We start from the raw sequence: 25,500 nt of genomic DNA on the forward strand, positions 1-25,500 counted from the left end.
TCAGGGCCACTTCAAGTCATCGTCCGAGGGGTATAGATAGGACTATTGTCCACCCGGAGAACAGCAAGTGGGCCGAATAGCAAGCTTGGCATGGATCGCCACGACTTTCACAACCATTGCGGTTGCCACCCCACTCCGGGCTCAAGCAACACCGGAAGCGTCAGCGTGCGGATATCTCTCCGGTCTGATCGATAGCGCATCGCCATCAGGGCCGTTGTTCCTGCCGAGCTATCCGACCGTTGAATCGGGGCCTCTCCATGGCGCCGCCTACCTCTATGACAATGCGGTAGCCGCCATCGCATTGGTCGGTTGCGGCGAGCGAGACAAGGCGTCTCGAATTGGCTCGGCGATTCTTTGGGCCATCGACAACGACCGCACCTGGCATGATGGGCGGCTCCGCAACGCATACGCCGCGGGTATGGTGGCCAGTGGCCCCGCCAAACTTCCGGGATGGTGGGACAACACGCAGAACAAGTGGTTGGAAGATCGATATCAGGTCGGCAGCGATGTCGGTAACATGGCATGGGCCATGTTGGCGTTGCTGTCGATCGACGATGTGAACACCGGCTCTCGGTTCCGCGATGGTGCGGCACGGCTCGGCACCTGGGTCGCGCAATGGGCCGACGCGCGAGGCACTGGCGGTTTCACGGGCGGTACGTTCGGGCACGAGCCGACGCCCGAGTTGCGGACATGGAAATCGACCGAACACAATACCGACCTCGCCGCCGCGTTTGGCCTTCTTGCAACCCGCACCGGCGATTTGCGCTGGCGCGATATGGCAACAGCTGCCGAGCACTTTGTCGAAACGATGTGGGATCCGGCATGCGCCTGTTTCGCCGCAGGCACCGCCGAAGACGGCGTCACGCGCAATCCGGTGTTGGCCCTTGATGCTCAGGTCTGGCCGTTAACGGCGCTATCAGGAGCGGCCAGGAAATTTGCATCGGCCATTACGACCGCCGAACGGCGAATGAGTGTCGATAAGGGCTTTTCCTACGGTGAGGACCGAGACGGTGTGTGGACCGAAGGGACCAGCCAAATGGCTCTCTTGCTGAAATTGCTCGGCAGAACCGCGGAGGCGAAATCGTTGGTCGCTGTCATCGAATCGCGGAGGTCGCCGGATGGCGGATTCTATGCCACTGATGTCCGCGCGCTGCCGACCGGGTTCATGCTGGATACCGATCCGGCCAAGCCACGACTCTATTTTCGATTGCCTCATCTTGGCGCAGCTTCGTGGGCGGCCCTGGCGGAACGTGGTTTCAATCCCTTTACGGCGACATCTGGACTTCCGTAGTCAAGACCGCGGCGCTTGTCGTCTCGGCCCTTGATTGGTTTTACGCCATTGCTCCACAAAAAAGGGCCTCGCAGCGCGAGGCCCTTTGTCTTGTCGACTCCGCGGGGCCTATCGCCGTGCACCCGCGCCGTAGAGTTCGCGCTCCCGGCCGATGTCCTCCGGAGACAACGGCGGGCTTGCGGCATCGAAATCGCTCCAGCCGGCTTTCTGCCAAGCGGAACTGCGCTCCTGAAGGTTGACGGACCTCTCATGGAGAAGGGCGTCGAGACGTACGCGGTCGTTGTCGGGCACCTTCGCTGTGACGAGCGTGCCACCGCGGCGAACGCCTTCCGCATAGCGCGAAGCGTCTTCCTTCGAGACGCCGGCTTGGGTGAGTGCGCCGACGATACCGCCCGTGGCCGCGCCAGCGGCCGCACCGGCAGCGGTAGAGGCGAGCCATCCAGCAGCAACGACCGGCCCCAGACCCGGAATGGCCAATAGGCCCAAGCCAGCGAGAAGGCCTGCCGCGCCGCCGATGCCGGCGCCGATACCGGCACCCGTGCCGGCCCCTTCGGCGCGATCGTCGACGCCGTCGCGGTCACGGTCAACCTTGCCGCGCTGTGCACCGAACCAATTATCGGAATTATTGGCGACGATGCTGATGTCGGAGTGTGGCACGCCGGCGCTCTCGAGCCTGGTGACGGCCCGCTCGGCATCGGAATAATTATCGTAGAGGCGAGAGATGGTGGTCGTCATGCGATGTGCTCCTTATTTCGTGGAATTGACGTTGCCCTGGAAGTCGACGCTGACGTCGGTCTTGGTGCCGCCCTTGTCGGCCTTGCCGCGCCAGACGCCTTGGTCGTCCTTCTGCAGGGAGGAGACGTTGGAATATCCCGCGTCCTCGATCCGCGATTTCGCCTGGCCCTCGGTGAAGCTGTTGCGGCCCGCGACCGGCGCATTCGAATTGTTCTTATCGGAGCTGTTGACGGCGTTGTTGCCCGGCCCGCTCTGCGCCGGCTGCGACTGAGCGCCCGCGGGCGCCGACGCGAGCAGCAACAAGGTTGCGGCCAGCAAAGTTATACGTGACATCTTTTTGTCTCCTGCAAGTGATTGTGCCGGCGACAACGAGCGAGATTCGAAATGGTTGCTAGCGCGCGGAGATGCGGAGTACGCGGCACGCTGCCGCGCTGGATCAGCTTGAACGGATCCGGCAGTTATTGGCGAAAGCCATGGAATATTAAGCTGCCTAGCCACGGAGGCGGCGCGGCGGCTATTGTCCTCGACTCTTTCAGCTCGTCTCGCACGAGAGTAAGCGCATCGAAGACGCTCGCGCAGCCGCTCCGTTCCGGGGCTTGGTGCAAAAATATACACAAGCGATAAAACGGCCTCAGCTCCGGGGCTGGCGCCGAGCTGAGGCCTTTTGCGTCGGTCTCGCGTTATCGAGCGTTATTCGAAACGCATCAACTTGGGTGCGGACTATTTGGTTCCTCGCCAGTTTGGCCTCAGTTCATCTTGCGGCGGAAGCTGTCTGCGATTTTTCAATCGTTCCTCGATGTCCTCGCGCGGCCAAACCTAATTTCATCACGATGGCCGTGTGGCCCGCTATGAGTCACAAGGTGGCATTCCTGCGGGGAGGTCCCGTGTCACTTCAGCCGAGCTGACATCCGAGCCTGCACGCCCGCTGTCCGGTGCTGCCCGTCGACAAGCGCGGGTAATCTGGAGCGCCGGTCGCCCCCGGCGGCCTAAGCCGCCACGTTCGACAGGAACCGATCCACCGACGAGCGCAGCTGCGTGGCCTGGCTGGAGAGGTCGTGCGCCGTGGCAAGGACGATGTCGGCGGTGCGATTGGCGTTGTCGGTCGCCTCCGCCGTCCCGGCGATGCTGCGCGCGACCTGCGCGGTGCCGGAGGCGGCCTGTCCGATATTCCGGGAGATCTCGCCGGCCGCCGCATTTTGCTGGCTGACCGCGGCCGCGATCCGCCCGGTGAAGCCGTCGATATCGCCGATGATCGTCGCGATGGCGCCGACATTGTCGACCGCCTCGCGCGTCGCCGATTGCACCTCGGTGATCTGGCTCGAAATCTCCTCGGTCGCCTTGGCCGTTTGCGTCGCCAGCGCCTTCACTTCCGAAGCAACCACTGCAAAACCCCTGCCCGCTTCGCCGGCGCGCGCCGCTTCGATCGTGGCATTGAGCGCGAGCAGGTTGGTCTGGCCGGCAATGGTCCTGATGAAGCCGACCACCTCGTCGATCTGCTGGGCGGCACTGGCGAGCCTGCCGATGGTCTGGTTGGCCGCCTCCGCCATGCCGGATGCGCGCTGCACGATGGCGGTCGCATCGGCCAGTTGCGACGTGATCGCCTGGACGGACTGGCCGAGCTGGCTTGCGGCTGCTGCCACGGTCTGGACGTTCGCCGACGTCTCCTTCGCCGTCGAAGCCGCCTCGTTCGATTGCGAGCCCGCATTGCGTGCGGCGGAGGCGAGGCCCTGTGCCGTGTCCGTCAGCTCGCCGGTCATGCGCGCGGTGTTGCTCATCACCTCGCTGAAGGCGGACCGGAAGGCATCGATCTCGGCTTCCAGGCGCTGGCGATGAACGGCCTGCTCTGCACTGCTCTGGTCCTTGGCCGCGATCAGCGCGTGATCGTCATCGGCGCGGGTCTTCAGGCTCGCCTGCATGAGCGCGAGCGACTTCAGCAGGCGACCGAGCTCATCGCTGCGACGCACCGCGATGTCGTCGGTGAAATTACCGGCGGCGACGCGTTCGGCAACCCGCACCGCAGCGGAGATCGGCCGGCTCATCGAGTACGAGAATGCAAGCGCGATCAGCAGCCCGATCGCGACAGTTCCGACTGCGACCGTCAGCATCGTGGTGCGGGCCGCCTCCACATCCTTCTCTGCCGCCATGCGATATTCATAGCCGTACGCCGCAACGAGCTCGACGAGATCGTCGATCGACGCCATCAGCCGGTCGCCTTGCTGGGCGAGCAGGAAGCTGGTCGGGATCTCCGTCGCGCCACCGGGCGACGGCTTCAGGATCTTGAGCGCGGCGGTCGACCAGTCCTTGAGCTCTTTTTCGGCCTTCTCGCGCGCGGCGGCAACGCTCGGCGTTGCGGCGCGCTCACGCACCACTTTCAGGTCCTCGGCACTGTCGCGGATCAGCGACTCGAACTTTGCGACGATTTCGCTGGAGCTGCCGGCGACAAGGGCGCGCTGGAGCAGCAGTCGTGCCTCGTGCAGCGCCGCGTGAGCGGAGCGCGCGTGATTGATCCCCATCAATGGGCCGTCATAGAGACGAACCACCAGGTCCCCGGAGTTGCCGATGGCGCGAATGCCGTAGAAGGCGATGCCGCAGGCCAACAGAAGCACGACACTGAAAGCACCGAAAATCTTGTAACGTATGGACATCGTCAAATCTCCGGCGCTTCGATTAGAGCGTTTTCGCGCGAAGTGGGTCGCGGTTTGCGAGAAGAAAACGCTTCAAGATGAAATCCTAATCCGTGACCTTGACCATCATCTTCATGCGCGGATGAATGGCGCAGATCACCTGCACATCACCCGGCTCCTTGAACGACACGTCCGTCGAGGTGCCCGGTGCCTGCGATCCCAGATTGAACTCGTTGCCCTTGCTGGCCGACATGATGTTGTGCGGCACCGTGTCGTCGTTCAGGAAGGTGACGGCCGCACCCTTCTTGATCGTGATGCTCTCGGCGGAGAAGGCGCGGCCTTGCTGATGGACGATTTCGGTCGCGGCATAGGCGCCGACCGAAAAGCCGGCAACGATGACGCAGGTGAAGAGAGCGATTGTGCGCATGTGAGGAACCTTCGTGGGTTAGCGTGGGAGAACCGGCACGGCGGTCGGGCCGAGCTCGCTGGTCAAAGTCTTGAGGAATGCGACGAGGTCGGCCTTGTCCTGCGCGGACAGGTCGAGCGGGCGCATGAGATCGGATCGGCTGGGCCGGTCGACGCCGGCATGGTCGTAATGGTCGATGACAGCTTCCAGCGTGGGGAGCGAGCCGTCATGCATATAGGGGCCGCGACGGGTGATCTCGCGCAGGCCCGGCGTCTTGAACGCGTGCTGCATCTTGATGACGCCAGGCAGGTATTCACCGCGACCGATATCCTTGCTCGGCAACCCGATGTCCTGAAAGCCCTCGTTGGTGAAGTTCCAGCCCTCGTGGCAGGCCGCGCATTGCGCCTTGCCGTTGAACACGACGAAGCCGCGCTTGGCCTCCTCGGAGATCGCCTTCTCGTTGCCGTCGATCCAGGCGTCGAACGGAGCCCGTTCTGAAACGACCGTACGCTCATAGGTCGCGATTGCCTGCGCCAGCGTCTTTGGCTTCATGCCCTCGCCCGGAAAGGCTGCCTCGAACATCGGCTTGTATTCGGGAATGGTTGCGAGCCGCGTCATGAGCTGGTCGAGCTTCATGTTCATCTCGCCGGGCGACTGGATCGGGCCGAGCGCCTGGTCTTCAAGCGTCGGCAGACGGCCATCCCACATGTAGATCGCGCTCCAGGCCGCGTTGACAACCGTCGGCGAACGACGGCCGAGCTTGGCCATGCCGTGACCGACACCGACCGCAAGCCCGTCACCCCAGCCGAAACCCGGGCTATGGCAGCTCGCGCAGGACTGCGCTGACGTCACCGAGAGACGCGTGTCGAAATAGAGCTTCTTGCCGAGAGCCGCCTTCTCGGGCGTGAACGGATTGTCCTTGGGAAACGGGATCGTCGCGGGCCGGCGATACAGCGCCTTGAGCGCATCGACACCACCGGGCCCCTTTTGCGTGATCTCGACCTTCCGGCTTTCGCCGACCACGGCGGCGCCAAAACCGATGCTCGCGGAACCGAGAACGGCGAGTGCGGCGGATGCGATCGTCGCAACGAGCAGCCGCGAGCGATAGATGCCCTGCATCGGCATGCGAATGTCCCCCCAGCAAAAGTGTCATTTGCGACGCCGCAAAAAACTTGAAGCAACGCGCGATCAGTATCGTGATTAAAATAGCGGCAATTCGTTAAGCAGATCGTACCGGGCACATTGTTCCGCTATCGATTTTCGAAATTTCAGCAATCGCAAAGTGCGGGAAGAATCGGCAATCAACGACGAGTTGCGCTCCGACCAACAAATGTTAGTGGCGAGGTGATCGCGACCAACATTTGTTTGGTCGATCACGCAGTTCTGAATTTCCGATTATGGCATTATGCCGGTGTTTTGCCCGACGGAGCAAGCGATTTCGTCAAGTCAGAAATTTTGTCAGGCCCTTCCAGCCCATCGCTACGGTGCATGGGGTTGTTTTCAGATTATGTTCGGGGAGGCCAAACGAATGGCCTCTTCCCGGTGGGGAAGAGGCCATTACAGACGCGACAGTTTCGACTGATGACGCGGTCCCTACTCCCAGGACCAGGCCGAGAAGTCGTTCTCGAACTGCGGAACTTCCTTCCAGACGCCTTTCAGCTTCTTGTTGATGACCGTCGGCCATTGCGGCTGGAACAGGAAGCCGGCCACGGCGTCGGTCGCCAGCATCTTCTGGGCATCGCCGAGCAGCTTGGCGCGGCCGGCTTCGTCAGGCGTCGAGACGATCTGCTTGTAGAGCGCGTTGAAGGCTTCGTTGTTGTAGCCGAGATAGTAGTCCGGCTCGGTGAGCTTGACGAGGTCGAACGGCTCGACATGACTGACGATGGTGAGGTCGTAATTGTGCGGACCGTTGGGTGCGAACACCTGCGACAGCCACTGCGCCCATTCGACGTTCTCGATCTTGGCGGTGATGCCGACCTTGGCGAGCTGGGCCGCCAGGATCTCGCCGCCCTGCCGCGCGTAAGGCGGCGGCGGCAGCTTCAGGCTGATCTCGAGCGGCGTGGTGACGCCGGCCTCCGTCAGCAGCTTCTTGGCCTTCTCGGGGTCGTAGGGGTTGATGCCCGTCGTGTCGACGTAGCCGAGCGAACCCGGCGTGTAGAAGCTGCCGATCGGCGTACCGAAACCTTCGACGGCGCCGTCGATCAATGCCTTGCGGTCGATGGCGGCGAGGATGGCCCGGCGCACCCTGACGTCGTCGAGCGGCTTCTTCTTCTCATTGATGGCGACAATGGTCTTGGCCTTGGAGCCGCCGACCAGCACGGTGAAGCGCGGGTCGTTCTTGAACTGCGCGACGCCGCGGGTGGTGACGCGCGGAAACGCATCGACGTCGCCGGACAGCAGCGCCGCGATCTGCGCCGCGGGATCGCCGATGAAGCGGATCGTCACCTTGGACAGCTTGATCGCGGAGGCGTTGCGATAGTCGGGCCATTTGTTCAGCGTGAGCGAGGAGCCCTTGACCCAGGCGCCCAGCTGATACGGCCCGGTGCCGACCGGCTGCGTCACGTTGGTCGGCGCGCTCTTCGGCTCGACGATGGAGCCGCTCGCCTGGCCCAGCAGGAACGGCAGGTTCGGCTCGGGATATTTCAGCGTGAGCACGATCGTGTCGGCGTCGGGCGCATCGACCTTCTCGAACGCCTGGAACAGGCTCTTGTCCTTGTTGGTGCTGTTCGCGGCCGCGTTGCGCTCGTAGGAGAATTTCACCGCGGCGGAATCGAAGGCTTCGCCGTTCTGGAATTTGACGCCCTTGCGCAGCTTGAACGTGTAGGTCTTCAGGTCAGGCGATGCGGTCCAGCTCTCGGCGAGCAGCGGCGAGACCGAGCCGTCCTCGTTGATCTTGGTCAGGGTCTCATAGATGTTGTAGAGCGTGACCTCCGCGATCGCGGCGGCGGCCGCGTTGGTCGGGTCGAGCCCCGGCGGCTCCAGCGTCATGCCCATGACGACGCTGTCCTTCTTGCTCTGCGCCAGCACCGGCAGCGGCGCCGCGGCCAATGCGGCGGCAAAAGCGACGATCGTTAGCTTCTTCAACATGCCCAACTCCCCGGCCTTCTTCTGTCCTTCTGAGACTACGCCAATTCCGCAGCCGACACTAACCTTCCCGGGCGGCCTGCGGCAATGCCATCACGGCCTCCGCCTTGTGGCAGGCGGCGAGATGTCCCTCGCCCACCCTGCGTAGCAAGGGCGGAACCTCGCGGCAATGCTGGTCGGCGAGCGGGCAGCGCGCCACGTAGGGGCATCCGGTCGCCGCCGCCGATTGCGATGCGATCGCCTGGGCCCCGCGCCGGCGCCGTCCGCCCCCGGCCCGCGCCTGCGGCACGGCGTCCAGCAGCGCCCGCGTGTAGGGATGGGCGCAGCGCTCGAACAGATCTTCGGGGCGCCCCTGCTCGACCACCCGGCCGAGATACATCACCGCGACCTCGTCGCAGAGATAATCGACGACCGCGAGGTCGTGGCTGATCAGGATGTAGCTGAGGCCGAACTGCTCCTGCAGATCCTGCATCAGGTTGAGGACCTGCGCCTGCACCGAGACGTCGAGCGCGGAGACCGGCTCGTCCGCAACGATCAGCTTTGGCTGGGTGATCAGCGCACGCGCAATCGCGATGCGCTGGCGCTGACCGCCGGAGAATTCGTGCGGATATTTGTCCATATCCGCTTCGCGCAATCCGACCTGCTTCAGCACCGTCGCGACGCGGGCACGGAAGGCGGTCCGGTCGGCATCGTCAAGCACGGTGAGCGGCTCGGCGACGATGCGGGCAATGGTTTGGCGTGGGTCGAGCGAACCGTACGGGTCCTGAAATACCATCTGGAAATCGCGCCGCGCACGGCGCAGTTCATCAGGAGAGATGCGGTTGAGATCGCGGCCGAGCAGCGTGACCTGCCCTGCCGCCGGCCGCTCCAGCGCCATCACGACGCGCGCAAACGTGGATTTGCCCGAACCGGATTCGCCGACGATGCCGAGGCTTTTGCCGCCCTGAACCTGCAGGCTGACGCCGTTGAGCGCGCGCACCTGGCCGGGCGGACGGAACAGGCTTTCGCGCGGCAGCGTGTAACGCTGCTCGAGATCCTTGACGTCGAGAAGCGGCGCTGCGGTCATGCGGACAGCGCCCCGACATTCGCGGCCATCGAAACGTCGGTTCTGATGCAGCGGACATTGTGGCCGGCCCCGACCTCCACCATCGGCGGCAGCGCAGAGCGACATCGTTCGATCACCAGCGGACATCGATCGGCAAAAGTGCAGCCGGAGGGCAGATCGGCGAGTTCCGGCACCGTGCCCGAGATCGTCGTCAGCCGCGTCCCCTTACGCGCGCCGAGTTTTGGGCGGGCGCGGAACAGGCCCTGCGTATAGGGATGCCCCATCCGGCGGAACACCTCGTCGGTCGGCCCGCTCTCGACGACCGTGCCGCCATACATCACCATCATGCGCTGCACGTTCTCGGCGATGACGCCGAGATCGTGCGAGATCAGGATCATCGACATGCCGCGCTCCTCGACAAGATCGGCGATGAGGTCGAGGATCTGGCCCTGGATGGTGACGTCGAGCGCCGTGGTCGGCTCATCCGCGATCAACAGCTCCGGCTCGCAGGCGAGCGCCATCGCAATGGTGACGCGCTGGCGCTGGCCGCCGGAGAACTGGTGCGGATAGGCATCGATACGCTTGGCGGGATCGGGCAGCCCGACACGGTCGAGCAATGCGATCGCTTCTTTGCGCGCCTGCGCAGCGGAGTATCTCTTGTGGCGCCGCAGGGGTTCTGCGACCTGGTGCCCGATCGTGTGCATCGGGTTCAGCGCCGTCATCGGCTCCTGGAATATCATGCTGATGCGATTGCCGCGCAGCTTGCAGTATTCCGCGTCAGGCAGCCGCGCGAGCTCGGCACCATCAAGCTTGATGCTGCCGGTGACGACGGCACTATCAGGCAGCAACCCCATCAGCGACAGCGCCGTGACCGACTTGCCGCAGCCGGATTCGCCGACGAGCCCGAGCGTCTCGCCGCGCTTCAACGCGAAACTGACGCCGCGCACGGCCTGCGCCGGGCCGCGGCTGGTGTTGAGGCGGACGCCGAGATTGTCGACCTCGATCAGGGTTGCGGAATCGGCCATCGTCATCGCTCCCGCGCCAGACGGGGATCGAGCAGATCGCGCAAGCCGTCACCGAGCAGATTGAGGCCGAGCACCGCGATTGCGATCGCCGCGCCCGGATAGACCGCGAGCATCGGCGACTGGAACAGCATGGTCTGCGCATCGTTCAGCATGCGGCCCCAGGACGGCTGCGGCGGCTGCGTGCCGAGGCCGAGATAGGACAGCGCGGCTTCTGCAAGAATGGCGAGCGCGAACTGGATGGTCGCCTGCACGATCAGGATCGACAGGATGTTCGGCAAGACGTGCTCGATGGTGATACGGAACGCGCCCTTGCCCGAGGCGCGCGCGGCCAACACGAATTCGCGCGCCCAGATCGCATTGGCCGAGCCGCGCGTCAGCCGGGTCAAGGTCGGGATCTGGAAGATGCCGATCGCGATGATCGAAGTCACCATGCCCGGTCCTGCCACCGCGGCGAGCATGATCGCCGACAGCACGGCCGGAAAGGCAAAGGTGAAATCGGAGAAGCGCATGATGATCTCTTCGGTCCAGCCGCGCTTGGCCGAAGCGATCAGGCCGAGGCACACGCCGAAGGAAAGACCGATGCTGACCGCGATAACGCCGACCAGGATGGTCGAGCGCGCGCCCGCGAGCAGCAGCGAGACGATGTCGCGGCCGAAGGAATCGGTGCCGAGCCAGTGCGCCGCCGACGGCGGCCGGAGTTTCGCGGCGATATCGATCTCGTACGGAGACCACGGCGTCCACACCAGCGAGAGCAGCGCCGAGGCGACCACCAGCAGGCTGAGCAGGCCACCCAGCACAAAACTGCGATGGCGCAGCGCGCGGCTCCAGAATGTGCGTGCCGGCAAGGGCCGCGTTGCGATCGGCGCGTCAACCGGGGGGGAAAGCTGCGCGCTCACAGGTCGTGCACCTTGATGCGGGGATCGATGAAGGCATAGAGCACATCGACCACGAAATTGACGATGACCACCATGGCCGCCAGCAGCATCACGCAATTGCGCACCACGATGAGGTCGCGGTTGGCGATCGACTGGAAGATCAGCCGGCCGAGGCCGGGCAGATAGAACACGTTCTCAATCACGATGGTGCCGGCCAGCAGGTTGGCAAATTGCAGGCCCATCACCGTCATCACCGGGATCATGGCATTGCGCAGCACGTGGCTCCACAGCACCTCGCGCTTGCCGAGCCCCTTCGCGCGCGCCGTGCGGACAAAATCTTCGCGCAGCACTTCGAGCACGGCTGACCGTGTCACGCGGGCGAGGATCGCGGCCTGCACGACAGCGAGCGAGATCGATGGCAGCAGCAACGATTTTACACCCAGCCAGATGCCGTCATCCCAGCCGGCGAAGCCGCCTGCGGAAAGCCATTGCAGCCGCACCGCGAACAGCAGAACCAGGAGAATGGCAAACCAGAAGTTCGGCAACGCGATGCCCACTTGCGTCAGCGACATCACGCCGACGTCGCCGAGCTTGTTGTGGTTGGCCGCGGTGTAAATGCCGGCCGAGAGCGCCAGCACCACCGTGATCAGCATCGACATGATCGCGAGCGGGATGGTCAGCACCAGCCGCTCTGCGATCAGGCTCGCAACCGGCGTGCCATAGACATAGGAATTGCCGAGATCCCCGACGACGAGACCCTTGATCCATTGCAGGTAGCGGATCGCCAGCGGCTGGTCGAGCCCGAGCTTGATCGTGAGCGCACGGACCGCGTCAGGCGAGGCGTCAGCCCCCATCAGCATCTGCGCGGCATTGCCAGGCAGCGCGTCCAGCACCAGGAAAATGATCACGGATGCGCCTACCAGCGTCGCCAGCAATGTCAGGACACGTCGGAGGACAAATACGCTCATGCGCGGTCGGGTTCGGGGCTCATCAGCGGCACGATCAACATGTCCGGACGCCGGACGCAAGCCCTTTGCGGCCTATACATGCCGTCATTCCGGCCGGCGGGCGAGAAGATCGGACGAGGCCTCGAACAGCGCACTGACCCGCAGCAATTCCGCGTCAAGCCGGAAGCGGCCGACGAGTTGGAGCCCGATCGGCAGGCCGTCACGGCCGAAGCCGCAGGGCAGACTGATCGCGGGGTGGCCGGTCATGTTGAACGGCATGGTCCAGGGGAACCAGTGCGGCCGGACGCTATCAAACTGCACCCCGTCGATTTCGATCTTGCCGAACAGGTCCTGGTCGATCGGCAGTGCGGTGCGGGTGATGGTCGGCATCGCCAGCAAATGCCCGTGCGCAAGCAGGGATTGCACCCGACGGAACAACGCCGTGCGTGCGAACATCGCTTCCTGATAATAGACGCCGCTGACATTGGTCGCGAGTGCAATCTGCTTGATGAAGGCGTCGCTAAGAACCTCGCGATGCTCGGCCACCAGCTTCGAGAAGCGCGAGCGCCAGACGGTGTGGTTGATGGCGCGCCAGATCGGCTCGACATCGTAGCCCTCGCCGGAGAACTCCTCGAGCTCGGCACCGAGGCTAGCGAGCCGGTCGAGGCTCGCCTTGAAGGCGGCGGCGACATCGGCCGACACGGGCCGGCCGGGCGGCGAAGCACAGAACAGGATTTTTTGCCCGCGCAGATCGCCGCGCGGGGCGGCGGTGCCGATGAAGTCAGGCACGGGCAAACCGATCGACCAAGGATCGCAGGAATCTTCGCCCGCCATCGCCTGCATCATCAGCGCCGTGTCGGCGACCGTGCGCGTGGTCGGCGTGACATAGGTCTGGTTGCCGAACGCATCGAGCGCCTGGCTGTGCGCGATCACGCCGTTGCTCTGCTTCAAGCCAACGACTCCGTTGCAGGCGGCGGGAATTCGCGTCGAGCCGCCGCCATCGGTCGCGATCGCCAGCGGCGCGATGCCGCTCGCCACCGCCACGGCCGCGCCGCCGCTGGAGCCGCCGGAGGAGCGCTCCGCGCTCCAGGCATTGCGGGTGCGGCCGAACAGCGGCGAGTCGGTCAGGCACTTGCTGCCGAATTCGGGCGTCGTCGTCTTGCCAATCAGGATCGCGCCTTCCGCGCGCAGCTTCCCGACCGCGACCGCATCTTCGGTCGGCACATTGTCCTTGTAGGGAACTGCGCCGAAGGTGGTCCTCACGCCCTTGGTATTGACGATGTCCTTGACCGTCATGGGAAGCCCGTGCAGCAGGCCAAGCCGCTCGCCGGCCATCACCTTGCGCTCGGCCTCGCGCGCCGCTGCCATCGCCTCGTCGCCGCAGATCGTGATGAAGCAGTTCAGCTTGGGCTGAAGCGCTTCGGCGCGAGCGAGCGCAGCGCGGGTGATTTCGACGGGGGAAATCTGCTTGTTCGCAATCAGCGGACGCAATTCGGTTGCGGACAGCAGGCAGGGATCGCCGTTCATCGTCAAATCATGCTCCGAAGCGGGCCGCCGTTGGCCTCATGCATTGACATCGAGAATGACAGTTTTGTTAACTCGGCGTCCAATACGATTTTGGTGGTCAACCCATACGGTTTGGGTATGCCTATGGATCTTCGCCGTCTCCGCTATTTCGTCGCCGTGGCCGAGGCCCGCAGCGTCGGCAAGGCCGCCGAACAGTTGCGGATGGCGCAGCCGCCGCTCTCTGTCCAGATCCGCAAGCTCGAGGCAGAGGTCGGCGCGCCGCTATTTCACCGCGGCACGCGCGGCATGGACCTGACGGAGGCGGGCCAAGCCCTGCTGGCCCGCGCCGGCGAGGCCCTGGCGCTGGCGGCCGACGGCATCGAAGCCGCTCGCGCGGTCGCGGCTGGCAGGCGCGGGCGGCTCTCGGTCGGCTACATGTTCGTGCTGGCGAACGCCGTGCTGCCGCGGCTGATTCCGGAGCTGCGGCGATCCATTCCCGGCGTCGATCTCGACTTCGTCGACCTCAGCGCATCAACGCGCGAGGCGCGCCTGCTCGACCGCAGCGTCACGGTTGCGCTGTGCATGCCGGCGATCCACCATCCTGAAATCCAGGTGACGCGGATCGGCGCGCAACCCTTCATGCTGGCGATGGCGAACAGCTCGCCGCTGGCACGTCTCGGCGCCGTACCGATCGCGCGCTTGCAGGGCCGCCCGCTAATCGCACTACCACCGCCGGAGCGGGACCCCGCCTCCTCCGCGGTCGCGGCCCTGCTGCGGCGGCATCAAATCGTGATGCCGATCGCTAGCCGGGTGGAGACGGTGAATTCGGCGATGAGCCTGGTTCTTGCCGGTGAGGGGCTCGCGATCCTGCCGGCCTGTGCCAAGCTCGGTGCGCCGCGCGGCATCGTGTTCCGGCCGCTGGGCGATGTCGCCGATTCCATCGACATCGCGGTGTGCTGGCGGCGAGATTCGCAGAGTCCGCTCATCCCTAAATTTCTGAAATGCGCCGAAAAGGCTGTCGCGCGACTGTGACGCGGCCTACCAGCTCCAGCTGATCTCGTGGCTCCAGGGCGGATCGGCGCCCGGGCGGGTGCAGGTGAGGCCGGCGCAGTTTGCGGCAAAAGACAATGCGCGACGAAGCCCATCGGCGCTGATGTCCTTGAGTTGCTGTCTGGCGAGACGGCCCTGCTTGTGCAGTGCGAACAGCAATGCGGCCTGAAAGCTGTCACCGGCGCCGATGGTATCGGCGACCGCGACCTTCGGCGCCTCGACCTCGATCTGGCCCGTCTTCGCATGCCAGGCGATGGCGCCGTTGTTGCCGCGGGTGATGACGACAAGGCTCGGGCCCTGCCCCAGCATGGCGTCCGCGCGCTGCTGATACGGCTCCTCGCCGAAGAGATAAGCGAAGTCGACGTCCGACATCTTGATGAGATCGGCTTGGGTCGCGAACTGCACCATGCGGGCGAGATAGCCCGGCTTGTCCTTGACCAGATTGGGCCGGCAATTCGGATCGAAGGAGATCGTCGACGTCGCCTTGGCATCTGCAATCAACGCTTTGGTCTCGGCGGCGCCTTGATCGTTGACCAGCGTGGTCGAGCCGACATGAACAGCTTCGACCGTATCGAACGGGAGGGTGCCGCGCCGAAACGTCCAATTCCGGGTCGCGGTCTCGGCGTCATAGAACGCATAATGCGACTCGCCGGCGACGATGCGGACGAAGGCCAGCGTGGTCTGGTGATCGCTGCGCGTGGCGAAACCAAGCTCGACATTAGATGCGGCGGCATGCTCCGCGATCATGCTTCCGAACATGTCGTTCGAGATGCCGCCGACAAAACCGGTGGGGGCGCCGAGCCGCGCGATGCCGATCGCGACGTTGAGACAGGAGCCGCCGACCGCCGGCATCACCGCTTCGCGGCCCTCGGCGTTTTTCGTCGGCACGAAATCAATCAGTGCATCGCCGCAAGAAATCAGCATGTCTCTCAACAGGTCCTTCTAACTCTTGGCGATGTCGCGCATCGCCGCGCGACTGTCGCGATCGACCTCGCGCAGCAGCTTGTACACCTCGCGCTTCCTGGTGTGAAATGCGGCCATGTCGGGCGCGGTCGGTTCGCTCTTGCGCCCGAGCGCCGACATCTTTGCCATGGTCTCGCCGATCGAGGCATAGGCGCCGCCGGCGACCGCACCGAGCATCGCGGCGCCCAAGAGCACCGGCTCCCTGGTCTGCGGCAACGCGACGGTGAGGCCGGTGGTATCGGCCATGATCTGCCGCACCAAGGGGCTGCGGCTGGCGCCGCCGCCCATGATCATGATGCCGGCATGAACGCCATGCGCGGCAAAGGCTTCGATTACCTCGGCGAGTCCATAAGCGAGCCCGCACAGGCCTGCAACGAAGAGCCGCTCCATCGAACCGACATCGGTGTCGAGATCGAGGCCGGCGATCACAGCGCGCGTATCGGGGTCGGCGTAAGGCGAGCGGTTGCCGATGAACTCGGGGAGCACATGGACGTCGCGGGCGAGCAGTGCCGCGCGGCTGGCATCGCCGGCGCGCGCGATGATGCGGCGCTCGAGAAACTCGATGAGGTCGACACCCTCATTCTTCGCCGCCGCACTCGCCTCGGCATGGCCCGGATGCGATCTGAGAAGGTGGTCGATCGCCGCGCCGGCGGCCGATTGGCCGCCTTCGTTGAGCCAGAAGTTCGGCACCATACCGGAATAATAGGGACCCCAGACGCCCGGCACGAAGCACGGATCCTTCGTCGTCGCCATGATGCAGGCCGACGTTCCCATGATGTAGGCCAGGCGATCGGTGACGTCAGTCGTTCCGCCCGACCCGTCGCGTCCGCCGATCGCGCCGATGCCGCCCGCGTGAGCATCGATCAGGGAGGCGCCGACCGGGGTGCCCGCGGACAGGCCGAGATCGACGGCGGCGGCGCGGGTGAGGCCGGCACCGAGCCGCGTGCCAGGGGCAACAATCTCGGTACCGATGCGGGCGTATTTTTCACTCACGAAGTCGGACAGGCCGATGCGCTTGAAGAACGGCGCGCTCCAGCCGCCGCCGTCATGGGCGAGATAGTTCCATTTGCAGGTGACGGTGCAGGTCGAGCGCTGCAGCGATCCGGTCGCGCGCCAGGTCAGATAGTCTGCCAGATCGAAGAAATGCCCGGCGGAATCAAAGCTCGCGCGCAGATGACGCTTGAGCCACAATAGCTTCGGCATCTCCATCTCGGGTGAGATCGAGCCGCCGACGTAGCGCAGCACGTCGTCTGCGGTCTCGTTGATCAGCCGCGCCTCGGCGATGGCGCGATGGTCCATCCAGACAATGACGTTGCGTTGCTTCTCGCCCGAGGCGCTGACCGTGACCGGCTCGCCCTCGCGGTCGAGCACAACCAGGGAACAGGTCGCGTCGAAACCGATGCCGCCGACACTGTCGGGCGCGATGGCCGCCTCCGCCGTCGCCGCCCGCACCGATTTGACACAGGCCTCCCAGATGTCCTCCGAGGACTGCTCGACGATGTCGCCGGCCTCGTGCCAGACCCGGATCGGATGCTTGGCGGTCGCAAGCAGCGTTCCCGCCTCGTCAAACACCCCTGCCCGCGTGCTCGTGGTCCCTACATCGACGCCGATATACGCTCGCGGCATTGTCGCTCCCGGTGGCTTCCGTCAGTTTTGACGGCAAGCCTACCAGCAAGTGTAGCCGCCATCCACCAGCACGATGCTGCCGGTCATCAGGCTCGCGGCCTCAGATGCCAGGAACAGCACGACCGAGGCGATCTCCTCGACCTGCCCCATCCGCCCCATCGGAGTTCCACCGATCCAGGCGTCGTACATTTTCGGGGTGCTCTTCACGAAGGCGTTGAGCGGCGTGTCGATATAGGTCGGCGCCACCGCATTGACGCGGATGCCGCGCGCGCCCCATTCGGCAGCCAGCGACTTGGTCAGATGGTGCACGCCGGCCTTGGAGGCATTGTAGAAGCACTGCTCCTGCGGCTTGTTGACGATGAAGCCGGACATCGAGCCGATATTGACGATCGCGCCGCTTTTGGCCTTGAGCATATGCTTGCCGAACTCGCGGCAGCACCAGAAGGTGCCGTTGAGATTGACATCGATGACGTTGAGCCAGTGCTCATCGGTCACGGTCTCGGCCGGGGTTTCGCTGCGCGCAATGCCGGCGTTGTTGACGAGGATGTCAACCTTGCCGTGCCGGGCGACGAGATCGTTCGCCACCTCCGCCACCCGTTTGGTGTCGGTAACGTCCATGATCGCGGTCTCGATGTCATAACCCTTCGCCTTCAGGCTGGCCTTGGCGTCGCCGGCGACTTTGTTGTCGCGGTCACCAATAGTGACCTTAGCACCGGCTTCGGCCAGCGCTTCGGCGCAGGCGAGCCCAATGCCCTGCCCGCCGCCGGTGATGAACGCAGTCTTGCCGCTCAGCTTGAATTTTTCCAGGTACATGGTCGTAGTCCCGTTTCTTGTTAGTTCCTGATCGCATTGCCGCTCGCGTCGAAGCGGTGGATGCGCGTGGGGTCCGGCAGCAGCGACACGCGGTCGCCGGCATGCAGGCTCAATTCGCCGATGTAGCGCGCGGTCAGCATCCCGAGCGGCCCGGCGTCGACATAAAGAAAGGTGTCGCTGCCGAGGTGCTCGGCGACCGCGATCGTCCCCTGCCAGCCTCCAGCGCCTTCGCGCTCGATCTTGAGATGCTCCGGACGCACGCCGATTGTGGCCGCGCCCTGCTGCGCAGCGCTGTCGCCGGTGACGAAATTCATCTTGGGCGAGCCGATGAAGCCGGCGACAAAGAGATTGGCGGGCCGCTCGTAGAGCTCCAGCGGCGAGCCGTATTGCTCGATCTTGCCGGCGTTCAGCACGACGATCTTGTCGGCCATGGTCATGGCCTCGACCTGGTCGTGGGTGACATAGATCGCGGTGGTGCCGAGCTGCTTCTGGAGCCGCGTCACCTCGATGCGCATCTGCACGCGCAGCGCGGCGTCGAGATTGGACAGCGGTTCGTCGAACAGGAACCCCTTGGGCTCGCGGACGATGGCGCGCCCGATCGCGACGCGCTGGCGCTGGCCGCCGGAGAGCTCTCGCGGCTTGCGGTCAAGATAAGGCGTGAGGTTCAGCGTCGCCGCGGCCGCCTCGACCTTGCGATTGATCTCGTCCTTGGGCAATCCCGCCATCTTCAGGCCAAAGCCGATGTTGCCGCGCACGCTCATATGTGGATAGAGCGCATAGGACTGGAACACCATCGACAGGCCGCGCTTGGCCGGCGGCGTGTCGACGACGTTCTTGCCGTCGATCAGGATGGCGCCGCCGGTAACGTCCTCGAGGCCTGCGATCAGCCGAAGCAGCGTGGTCTTGCCGCAGCCGGAAGGACCGACAAAGACGACGAAGGAGCCGTCAGCGATGTCGAGATCGGCGCCCTTGATGATGTGCACGGGGCCGAAGGATTTCTGCACGCCTTGAAGTGTGATCTGACCCATGATCCGGCAGCCCCTTTATTTCACCGCGCCGAAGGTGAGCCCGCGCACGAGCTGCTTCTGGCTGAACCAACCGAGGACGAGAATAGGCGCGATCGCCAGCGTCGAGGCCGCCGACAGCTTGGCCCAGAACAGTCCTTCGGGACTTGAATATGAGGCAATAAAAACCGTCAGCGGTGCGGCCGCCGAAGTGGACAGGTTGAGCGTCCAGAATGCCTCGTTCCAGGCCAGGATCAAATTAAGCAGCATGGTCGAAGCAAGCCCCGGGATCGCCATCGGCGTCAGCACGTAGATAAGCTCGCGGCCGATGGTGGCGCCGTCCATGCGCGCGGCTTCGAGGATGTCGCGCGGGATCTCCTTGAAATAGGTGAACAGCATCCAGATCACGATCGGCAGATTGCCGAGGCAGAGGATGAAGACCAGGCCAATGCGGGAATCGAGCAGGCCGAAGGACTTGTAGATCAGGTAGATTGGCACCAGCACGCCGACCGGCGGCATCATCTTGGTCGAAAGCATCCAGAGCAGGACGTCCTTGGTACGCTTGGTCGGCGAAAACGCCATCGACCAGGCCGCGGGGACTGCGATCAGGAGCGCAATCAACGTCGAGCCGCCAGCGATGATGATCGAGTTCATCGCATGGTGGAAATAATCGCTGCGTTCCTGCACCGTCGCATAGTTTTCCAGGGTCCAGCGGAAGAACAGGAAGGACGGCGGGATCGCAAAAGCCTCGAGCTCCGTCTTGAAACTCGCCAGCACCATCCACAGGATCGGAAAGAAGATCAGGAAGCCGAAGAACCACGCCCCGATCGTCGAGACCACCACCCGCTGCGTTGTTGACTTGCGCGCCATCTTTCTAGGCTTCCAGGTTACGGCCGACGATGCGGACCAGGAAGAACGCGACGACGTTGGCGATGACCACCGCGACAAGGCCGCCCGCCGAGGCGCTGCCGACGTCGAACTGAATCAGCGCCTGCGAATAGATCAGGAAGGCGATATTGGTGGTTTGCAGGCCCGGCCCGCCGCCGGTGGTGACGAAGATCTCGGCGAACACCGTCAGCAGGAAGATGGTCTCGATCAAGATCACCACGGTGATCGGGCGCGCCAGATGCGGCAGCGTGATGTAGATGAAGGTCGAGATCGCGCTGGCACCATCCATCTCGGCCGCTTCCTTCTGCTCTTCGTCGAGCGATTGCAGCGCGGTCAGCAGGATCAGCGTCGCAAACGGCAGCCATTGCCAGGCCACGATCAGGATCACCGAGAACAGCGGCACGTCGTTGAACCAGTCGACCGGCGTGAGCCCGACCAGCTTGGCGAGCCAGGCGAACAGGCCCGAGACAGGGTGCATCAGCAGGTTCTTCCAGACCAGCGCGCTCACAGTCGGCATCACGAAGAACGGCGCGATCACCATCAGGCGGACGAAGTTGCGACCGACCACGGGCTGGTCGAGCAGCAGCGCCAGCGGAATCCCGAGCACGATCGTCAGCGCCAGCACGGAGCCGACCAGCACCAGCGTGTTCTGGAGCGAGGCGAGAAAGGCCGGATCGGTGAGGAAGTAGCGGAAGTTTTCCAGTCCAACGAAGGATTCCGAACCGGGATCGAGCAGGCTGTAATGCAGGGTCGAGAAATAGATCGTCAGCGCGAGCGGAACGATCATCCAGATGAACAGCAATCCGACGGCTGGCGCCAGGAGCGACCGCGCAAGAAACTGCGTCTGCCGGGTTGCCATCCTCGGGATCTCCCTCAGAGCGTTTTCGAGCGAAGTGGAGGCCTCGCGGGAAGAAAACGCGTCAGAATAAAACCTTGGGAAGAAGGCGGCCATCCATCGCGCAAGGAGTGGACGGCCGCGAGTTGAGCTCAGGGAGAGCTCGGGTTTACTTGATGTAGCCGGCGCGCTTCATCTCGCGCTCGGTGGCAGATTGCGCCGCAGCCAGCGCCGCGTCCACCGTCATCGATCCCGCAAGCGCGGCCGAGAACTGCTGCCCGACTTGCGTGCCGATGCCCTGGAATTCGGGGATCGCGGCATATTGCACGCCGACATAAGGCACCGGCTTCACGGTCGGCTTGTTCGGGTCGGCTGCGTCGATCGATGCCAGCGTCATCTTGGCGAAGGGCGCGGCTTTCACATACTCAGGATTCTGGTAGAGCGAGGTGCGCGTACCCGGCGGCACGTTGGCCCAGCCCTCCTTCGCGGCCACGAGCTTGGTGTAGTCCTTGCTCGTTGCCCAGGCGATGAACTTCTCGGCCGCATCGGCCTTCTTGGAGCCTGCGGGAATCGCCAGACTCCAGGCCCACAGCCAGTTGGCGTTCTTGCCGAGCCCTGTGTTGGGCGCCAGCGCAAAGCCGACCTTGTCCGCAACATTCGAGTCCTTCGGGTTGGTGACGAAGGACGCAGCGACCGTCGCGTCGATCCACATCGCGCATTTGCCGGCATTGAACAGTGCGAGGTTCTCGTTAAATCCGTTCGAGCTCGCGCCGGGAGGGCCGGCGTCCTTCATCAGATTGACGTAGGTCGTGAGCGTCGTCTTCCATTCCGGCGTGTTGAACTGCGGCTCCCACTTCTCGTCGAACCAGCGCGCGCCGTATGAATTGGCCATCGCCGAGAGGAACGCCATGTTCTCGCCCCAGCCGGCCTTGCCGCGCAGGCAGATGCCGTAGACGCCGGCGTTCTTGTCAGTGAGCTTCTTGGCGGCATCGATGACGAAATCCCAGGTCGGCGTTTCCGGCATCTTCAGGCCGGCCTTGTCGAACAGATCGGTGCGGTACATCACCATCGAGCTCTCGCCGTAGAATGGCGCGGCATAAAGCTTGCCGTCGACGGAGACGGCGTCCTTGATCTTCGGCAGAAGGTCGGCAACGTCGTAGTCGGCGCCGAGATTGGCGAGCGGCACCAGCCAGCCCTTCTTGGCCCAGATCGGCACCTCGTAGGTGCCGATGGTCAGCACGTCGAACTGACCGCCCTTGGTGGCAATATCGGTGGTGACGCGCTGGCGCAGCACGTTCTCCTCCAGCGTCACCCATTTTACCGAGATGTCCGGGTTTGCCTTGGTGAATTCGCCGGTCAGCCCCTGCATGCGGATCATGTCGCCATTGTTGACAGTGGCGATCGTCAGAGTCGTTTCGGCGATCGCGGGGACGGCAAGCAGTACGGACGCGCCGCAGACGGCGCCCAGAATGTGTTTCACGGTGTCCTCCCTCAACTCGCGCTTTGAGCATATGCCCACGCGTTGGGCGTATGTTCGGCTGAGGTGCCACAGATGTCAAGCAGGCGCGCGGGCGTTTTGGCAAGTTATGAGTGCTGCGGTGCGGGAGGATGCGAGCTGATCCTCATTGAAGGTCGTCATGCCCGGGCTTGTCCCGGGCATCCACGTTCTCAGTGCTGCAAGAAAGACGTCGATGGCCGGGTCAAGCCCGGCCATGACGACGCAGAGACCTTCGCGGGACCAAACGCCTACCGGTCCAGGATCGCCCTTGCGGTGGCCTCGTCCGTGATCAGGCCGTTGATCAGGCGCCCGTTTAGGGCTGCTGCGATCGCGGACACCTTGGCCGCACCGACCGCGGCGCCGATGGTCGTGGCCTTCGCGGGCACCTCTGGCGGAATGCTGGTGAGGCGCTTGTTGGTGCCGGCCTTGAGCAAACGGCCCTTGGAATCATAGGCCCAGCCGGTGATCTCGCCGATCGCGCCCTGCCGCATCATCTCGAACAATTCATCGCGGGTGACGAAGCCGTCGATATGGACCTGCGCTCTCTGATCCATTTGGCCGATACCGACAAGACGCAGATCGGCCTTGGCGGCGACCGCCTTGACCTTCGCGATCGGCTCGATGCGAACCATCCTGTTGCGCTCGTCCTCAGACGACATCAGGAACGGCAGCGGCATCGGATAATGCCGTGCGCCGGTGCGGTCAGCGAGCCGGCCGACGGTGTCGTAGAAGCTCGCCGAACCGTCCGCGGAGATGTTGCCGACCAGCGATACGATCTGATGGTTGGGCCGGTCGATCGGGGTGACGCGCTCGACCGCGGCGCGCACGGCCCGCCCCGTGCCGAGCGCCACGATCACGGGTGTCTCAGAGCGCAGCGTCGCATCGAGCAGATTGGCGCAACGCTCGGCAATTCCGGCGTTGGACTGCGGCGAGGCTGGATCGGCAGGCACGACCTCGCAATGGCGGAGATCAAAGCGCTCCTTCAGGCGCGCCGCCAGCTCCATGCAGGCTGCGATCGGATGTTCAAGCCGAAACGTGATCAGCCGCTCGGCGAGGCACAGCGACACCAGTCGCTGCGCCGAGGCGCGCGACACCTGGAGCATCTTTGCGATCTCGTCCTGGGTGTGGCCGGCAATGAAATAGAGCCAGCCGGCGCGCGCGGCGTCATCGAGCCTGGATTTTTCGTTCTCGGCGGCCATGCGGCCTCACGCCCCCCAAAAATCGCTCATCTGTGCGAAGACCCGATCGGCCCCGGCGGCGGACAATATAGCGCGGCCGTCGCGGCTCCGATAATGGGCACCGCCGACAAATCCCCAGACCATCATCCCGGCCGCCTTGGCAGCCTGGACGCCGCTGACACTGTCCTCGATCACCAGGGTGCGAGAAGGGCTGGCCTGCATCTTGCCGGCGGCATGGAGAAAGAGATCCGGAGCCGGCTTGCCGTACCTGACCATTTGCGCGGTGTAGAGCCGATCGCCGAAATGCGGGGCGAGACCGGTGACCTCAAGCGACAGCGAGACGCGGTCAAGGTCGCTCGACGATGCGACACAGCATGGCGTCTTCAATCTTGACAGCACGGTGCCGACGCCGGGAATCGGCTGGAGCGAGCCGGCAAACGTCTCGAGCACGCGCGCCTTCAGTCGCGGAAGGAATTCGCTCGGCAGAACCTGGCCGAGCTCGCGGTAATGCTGCTCGATCGCCCCCGTGCTGCGTCCGAGAAAGAGCTCGAGCGCCTGCTCCACACTGAGCTGAAGGCCGAACAGCGCCAGCACCTCGGACAGGCAGCGACAGCTGAGCAGTTCGCTGTCGACGAGCACGCCGTCGCAATCGAAGATGATCAGATCGGGTTTTGGCCGGTCCAGGTCCATCCCGTCATTCGATCATATACCCAGATGATGAGCAATAGTTCAAAGCTCGGTACGCCGCGCCGGGGCAACCCGCGGCAGGACGAGCTGAAATTGCGTTCCGCCGCCCGGCTTGCTTTCAAGCCGGAGCTGCCCGCCCAACCGATCGACGACGATGCTGTGGACGATGTGCAGGCCAAGACCGCTCGCGCCATCGTGCCGGCGCGTCGTAAAGAAAGGATCAAACGCCCGCCGCTCCACGTCCGGCGCCATGCCGCAGCCGTCATCCGCAAACGAGAGCGCGATATGCTCCTGGCCGGAGGGGCCGATCGATACGTTGATGGCCCCACGCTGGCCGCCGGGGAATGCGTGGGTCATCGCATTGACGGTGAGATTGGTCAGAGCCTGGCCAAACGGCCCGGGATAGCTGTCCATCGCAAGATCCGGCATGCAGTTGACGCTGAGCGCGATGCCACGCTGTCGAAGCTGCCGCGCGAATTGCGAGAGCACCTGGCCGGTCAGTTCTCCCGCGTCAAAGCTTCGTCGATGGGACTCGGTCTGGTCGGCCGCAACCTGCTTGAACGATTGGACGCGCTCGGCGGCTCGTCCGAGATTGGTGACAAGTTGCGCCGACGCATCGTTCACCAATTCCAGAAACCCGATCAATGTCGAACGCCTGAGGTTACCGCGCGCGACTTCCGCCGCGAACTGTTCGGCCTTGCGCTGGAGCGTAGATGCCACCGTCAGGCTGCTGCCGAGTGGAGTATTGATCTCGTGCGCGACGCCTGCGACCATACGTCCGAGCGCGGCGAGCTTTTCCGCCTCGATCAGGGAGTCCTGGATATCGCGCAAGTGCCGAAGCGCCGTTTCGGCAGCATCTCTGGCACCGCGGATTTCGCGTTCGGCCCGCTTTCGTTCGGTGATCTCCTCAGCCGCCACATTGACCGCAACGATCTCGCCATTTGGCATCCGCAGCGGATGCCAATAGGTGACCCAGGAGCGCTCATCGAGCTGATCAGCCCGCTGCCCCGCCACTTCGATGCCGATCACTGGCTCGCCCGTTACCATGATCGAACGCACGATCTGTTCGACTGACTCCGCCAACGCGGGCACGCAATCCCGCACAGTATGCCCGAGATGTCCCTCGACGGAGATACCGCAGATTTCGGTCAGGCGCTGGTTGATCAGCAGATACCGGCAGTCCGGCGACAGACAGGCGAGCCCGATCGGGGCGGTATCGTAGATCAGCTGCAACGCCGGCAATGTCGAGACCAGCATCAGCTCCGATGCCGGCGATGACCTCGCTGTGCTCGTCACTCAAATTCCCCGTGATCCCTTGCGCCAACTGCATGAAATTCGCGCGGGATTGGTCGTCGGTTGATCTAGATCAACAGACCAGGCGGCGTCACAGCCATCGGCCTTCGGACGCGGCGCGGCCTTC

At 64.2% G+C, this 25,500-nt stretch carries 23 protein-coding genes; 2 read left to right on the top strand and 21 right to left on the bottom strand.

What is annotated here, in order from left to right; translation table 11 throughout:
- Positions 1-85: 85 nt before the first annotated feature.
- The gene (locus XH80_RS32610; protein WP_271602149.1) at positions 86-1,291 is read left to right on the top strand and encodes a hypothetical protein; all 1,206 of its coding nucleotides are present in this window, start codon (positions 86-88) and stop codon (positions 1,289-1,291) included.
- A 108-nt stretch (positions 1,292-1,399) separates the two neighbouring features.
- Here XH80_RS32610 and XH80_RS32615 read toward each other — a convergent pair whose 3' ends face one another.
- The 11 genes from XH80_RS32615 to XH80_RS32665 all read right to left on the bottom strand — a co-directional run bounded on the left by XH80_RS32615 (position 1,400) and on the right by XH80_RS32665 (position 13,559).
- Positions 1,400-2,026 carry a hypothetical protein gene (locus tag XH80_RS32615; protein WP_271602150.1) on the bottom strand — a complete coding sequence of 209 codons (627 nt, stop codon included), beginning with the start codon at positions 2,024-2,026 and terminating at the stop codon, positions 1,400-1,402.
- A gap of 12 nt (positions 2,027-2,038) precedes the next feature.
- Positions 2,039-2,359 (bottom strand): hypothetical protein, encoded by a 321-nt coding sequence (locus XH80_RS32620; protein WP_057758909.1) that lies wholly within the window; start codon positions 2,357-2,359, stop codon positions 2,039-2,041.
- A 653-nt stretch (positions 2,360-3,012) separates the two neighbouring features.
- Complete coding sequence (locus XH80_RS32625) at positions 3,013-4,671, bottom strand: methyl-accepting chemotaxis protein (RefSeq protein WP_271602151.1); 1,659 nt, start codon at positions 4,669-4,671, stop codon at positions 3,013-3,015.
- 85 nt (positions 4,672-4,756) lie between these two features.
- Entirely contained in the window at positions 4,757-5,077 is a 321-nt protein-coding gene (locus XH80_RS32630; RefSeq protein ID WP_057758913.1) for a plastocyanin/azurin family copper-binding protein, read from the bottom strand.
- Positions 5,078-5,095: 18 nt separating this feature from the next.
- Entirely contained in the window at positions 5,096-6,181 is a 1,086-nt protein-coding gene (locus XH80_RS32635) for a cytochrome-c peroxidase (RefSeq protein WP_271602152.1), read from the bottom strand.
- Positions 6,182-6,649: 468 nt separating this feature from the next.
- A complete protein-coding gene (locus XH80_RS32640; RefSeq protein WP_271602153.1) occupies positions 6,650-8,143 on the bottom strand; it encodes an ABC transporter substrate-binding protein in 1,494 nt (497 codons plus the stop codon).
- Positions 8,144-8,201: 58 nt separating this feature from the next.
- Entirely contained in the window at positions 8,202-9,206 is a 1,005-nt protein-coding gene (locus XH80_RS32645) for an ABC transporter ATP-binding protein (RefSeq protein WP_271602154.1), read from the bottom strand.
- A complete protein-coding gene (locus XH80_RS32650) occupies positions 9,203-10,210 on the bottom strand; it encodes an ABC transporter ATP-binding protein (protein WP_271602155.1) in 1,008 nt (335 codons plus the stop codon). The genes XH80_RS32645 and XH80_RS32650 overlap by 4 nt, the downstream gene beginning before the upstream one ends.
- A gap of 2 nt (positions 10,211-10,212) precedes the next feature.
- Positions 10,213-11,106, bottom strand: a complete 894-nt coding sequence (locus XH80_RS32655; protein WP_271602156.1) for an ABC transporter permease — start codon at positions 11,104-11,106, stop codon at positions 10,213-10,215.
- Positions 11,103-12,053, bottom strand: coding sequence for an ABC transporter permease (locus XH80_RS32660; RefSeq protein ID WP_271602157.1), 951 nt, complete (start codon positions 12,051-12,053; stop codon positions 11,103-11,105). Before XH80_RS32660 ends, XH80_RS32655 begins: the two co-directional genes overlap by 4 nt.
- 84 nt (positions 12,054-12,137) lie before the next feature.
- Positions 12,138-13,559 (bottom strand): amidase, encoded by a 1,422-nt coding sequence (locus XH80_RS32665; RefSeq protein WP_271602345.1) that lies wholly within the window; start codon positions 13,557-13,559, stop codon positions 12,138-12,140.
- 123 nt (positions 13,560-13,682) lie between these two features.
- Between XH80_RS32665 and XH80_RS32670 the strand changes: the two genes are divergently transcribed.
- On the top strand, positions 13,683-14,570 hold the full coding sequence (locus XH80_RS32670) for a LysR family transcriptional regulator (RefSeq protein WP_220002740.1): 888 nt from the start codon (positions 13,683-13,685) through the stop codon (positions 14,568-14,570).
- A 6-nt stretch (positions 14,571-14,576) separates the two neighbouring features.
- Here the strand turns inward: XH80_RS32670 and XH80_RS32675 are convergent, their stop codons facing one another.
- From XH80_RS32675 to XH80_RS32720, 10 genes are all read right to left on the bottom strand, one after another.
- Positions 14,577-15,512 carry a carbohydrate kinase family protein gene (locus XH80_RS32675; protein ID WP_271602158.1) on the bottom strand — a complete coding sequence of 312 codons (936 nt, stop codon included), beginning with the start codon at positions 15,510-15,512 and terminating at the stop codon, positions 14,577-14,579.
- A gap of 18 nt (positions 15,513-15,530) precedes the next feature.
- The gene (locus XH80_RS32680) at positions 15,531-17,177 is read right to left on the bottom strand and encodes an FGGY-family carbohydrate kinase (protein WP_271602159.1); all 1,647 of its coding nucleotides are present in this window, start codon (positions 17,175-17,177) and stop codon (positions 15,531-15,533) included.
- Positions 17,178-17,216: 39 nt separating this feature from the next.
- Positions 17,217-17,990, bottom strand: a complete 774-nt coding sequence (locus XH80_RS32685; protein ID WP_271602160.1) for an SDR family NAD(P)-dependent oxidoreductase — start codon at positions 17,988-17,990, stop codon at positions 17,217-17,219.
- A gap of 20 nt (positions 17,991-18,010) precedes the next feature.
- On the bottom strand, positions 18,011-19,018 hold the full coding sequence (locus XH80_RS32690; protein ID WP_220002736.1) for an ABC transporter ATP-binding protein: 1,008 nt from the start codon (positions 19,016-19,018) through the stop codon (positions 18,011-18,013).
- Positions 19,019-19,033: 15 nt separating this feature from the next.
- Positions 19,034-19,864 carry a carbohydrate ABC transporter permease gene (locus XH80_RS32695; RefSeq protein ID WP_220002735.1) on the bottom strand — a complete coding sequence of 277 codons (831 nt, stop codon included), beginning with the start codon at positions 19,862-19,864 and terminating at the stop codon, positions 19,034-19,036.
- Positions 19,865-19,868: 4 nt separating this feature from the next.
- A complete protein-coding gene (locus XH80_RS32700; protein ID WP_220002734.1) occupies positions 19,869-20,741 on the bottom strand; it encodes a carbohydrate ABC transporter permease in 873 nt (290 codons plus the stop codon).
- A 145-nt stretch (positions 20,742-20,886) separates the two neighbouring features.
- Positions 20,887-22,197: an ABC transporter substrate-binding protein gene (locus XH80_RS32705; protein WP_271602161.1), complete on the bottom strand. Its 1,311-nt coding sequence runs from the start codon at positions 22,195-22,197 to the stop codon at positions 20,887-20,889.
- Between the two features lie 266 nt (positions 22,198-22,463).
- On the bottom strand, positions 22,464-23,414 hold the full coding sequence (locus XH80_RS32710) for a sugar-binding transcriptional regulator (RefSeq protein WP_271602162.1): 951 nt from the start codon (positions 23,412-23,414) through the stop codon (positions 22,464-22,466).
- A gap of 6 nt (positions 23,415-23,420) precedes the next feature.
- Positions 23,421-24,083, bottom strand: coding sequence for an HAD family hydrolase (locus tag XH80_RS32715; RefSeq protein WP_271602163.1), 663 nt, complete (start codon positions 24,081-24,083; stop codon positions 23,421-23,423).
- 39 nt (positions 24,084-24,122) lie between these two features.
- Positions 24,123-25,376: a sensor histidine kinase gene (locus XH80_RS32720; protein WP_271602164.1), complete on the bottom strand. Its 1,254-nt coding sequence runs from the start codon at positions 25,374-25,376 to the stop codon at positions 24,123-24,125.
- Between the last annotated feature and the right edge of the window lie 124 nt (positions 25,377-25,500).

Source organism: Bradyrhizobium sp. CCBAU 45384 (assembly GCF_028128665.1).
Taxonomy (GTDB): Bacteria; Pseudomonadota; Alphaproteobacteria; order Rhizobiales; family Xanthobacteraceae; genus Bradyrhizobium; species Bradyrhizobium manausense.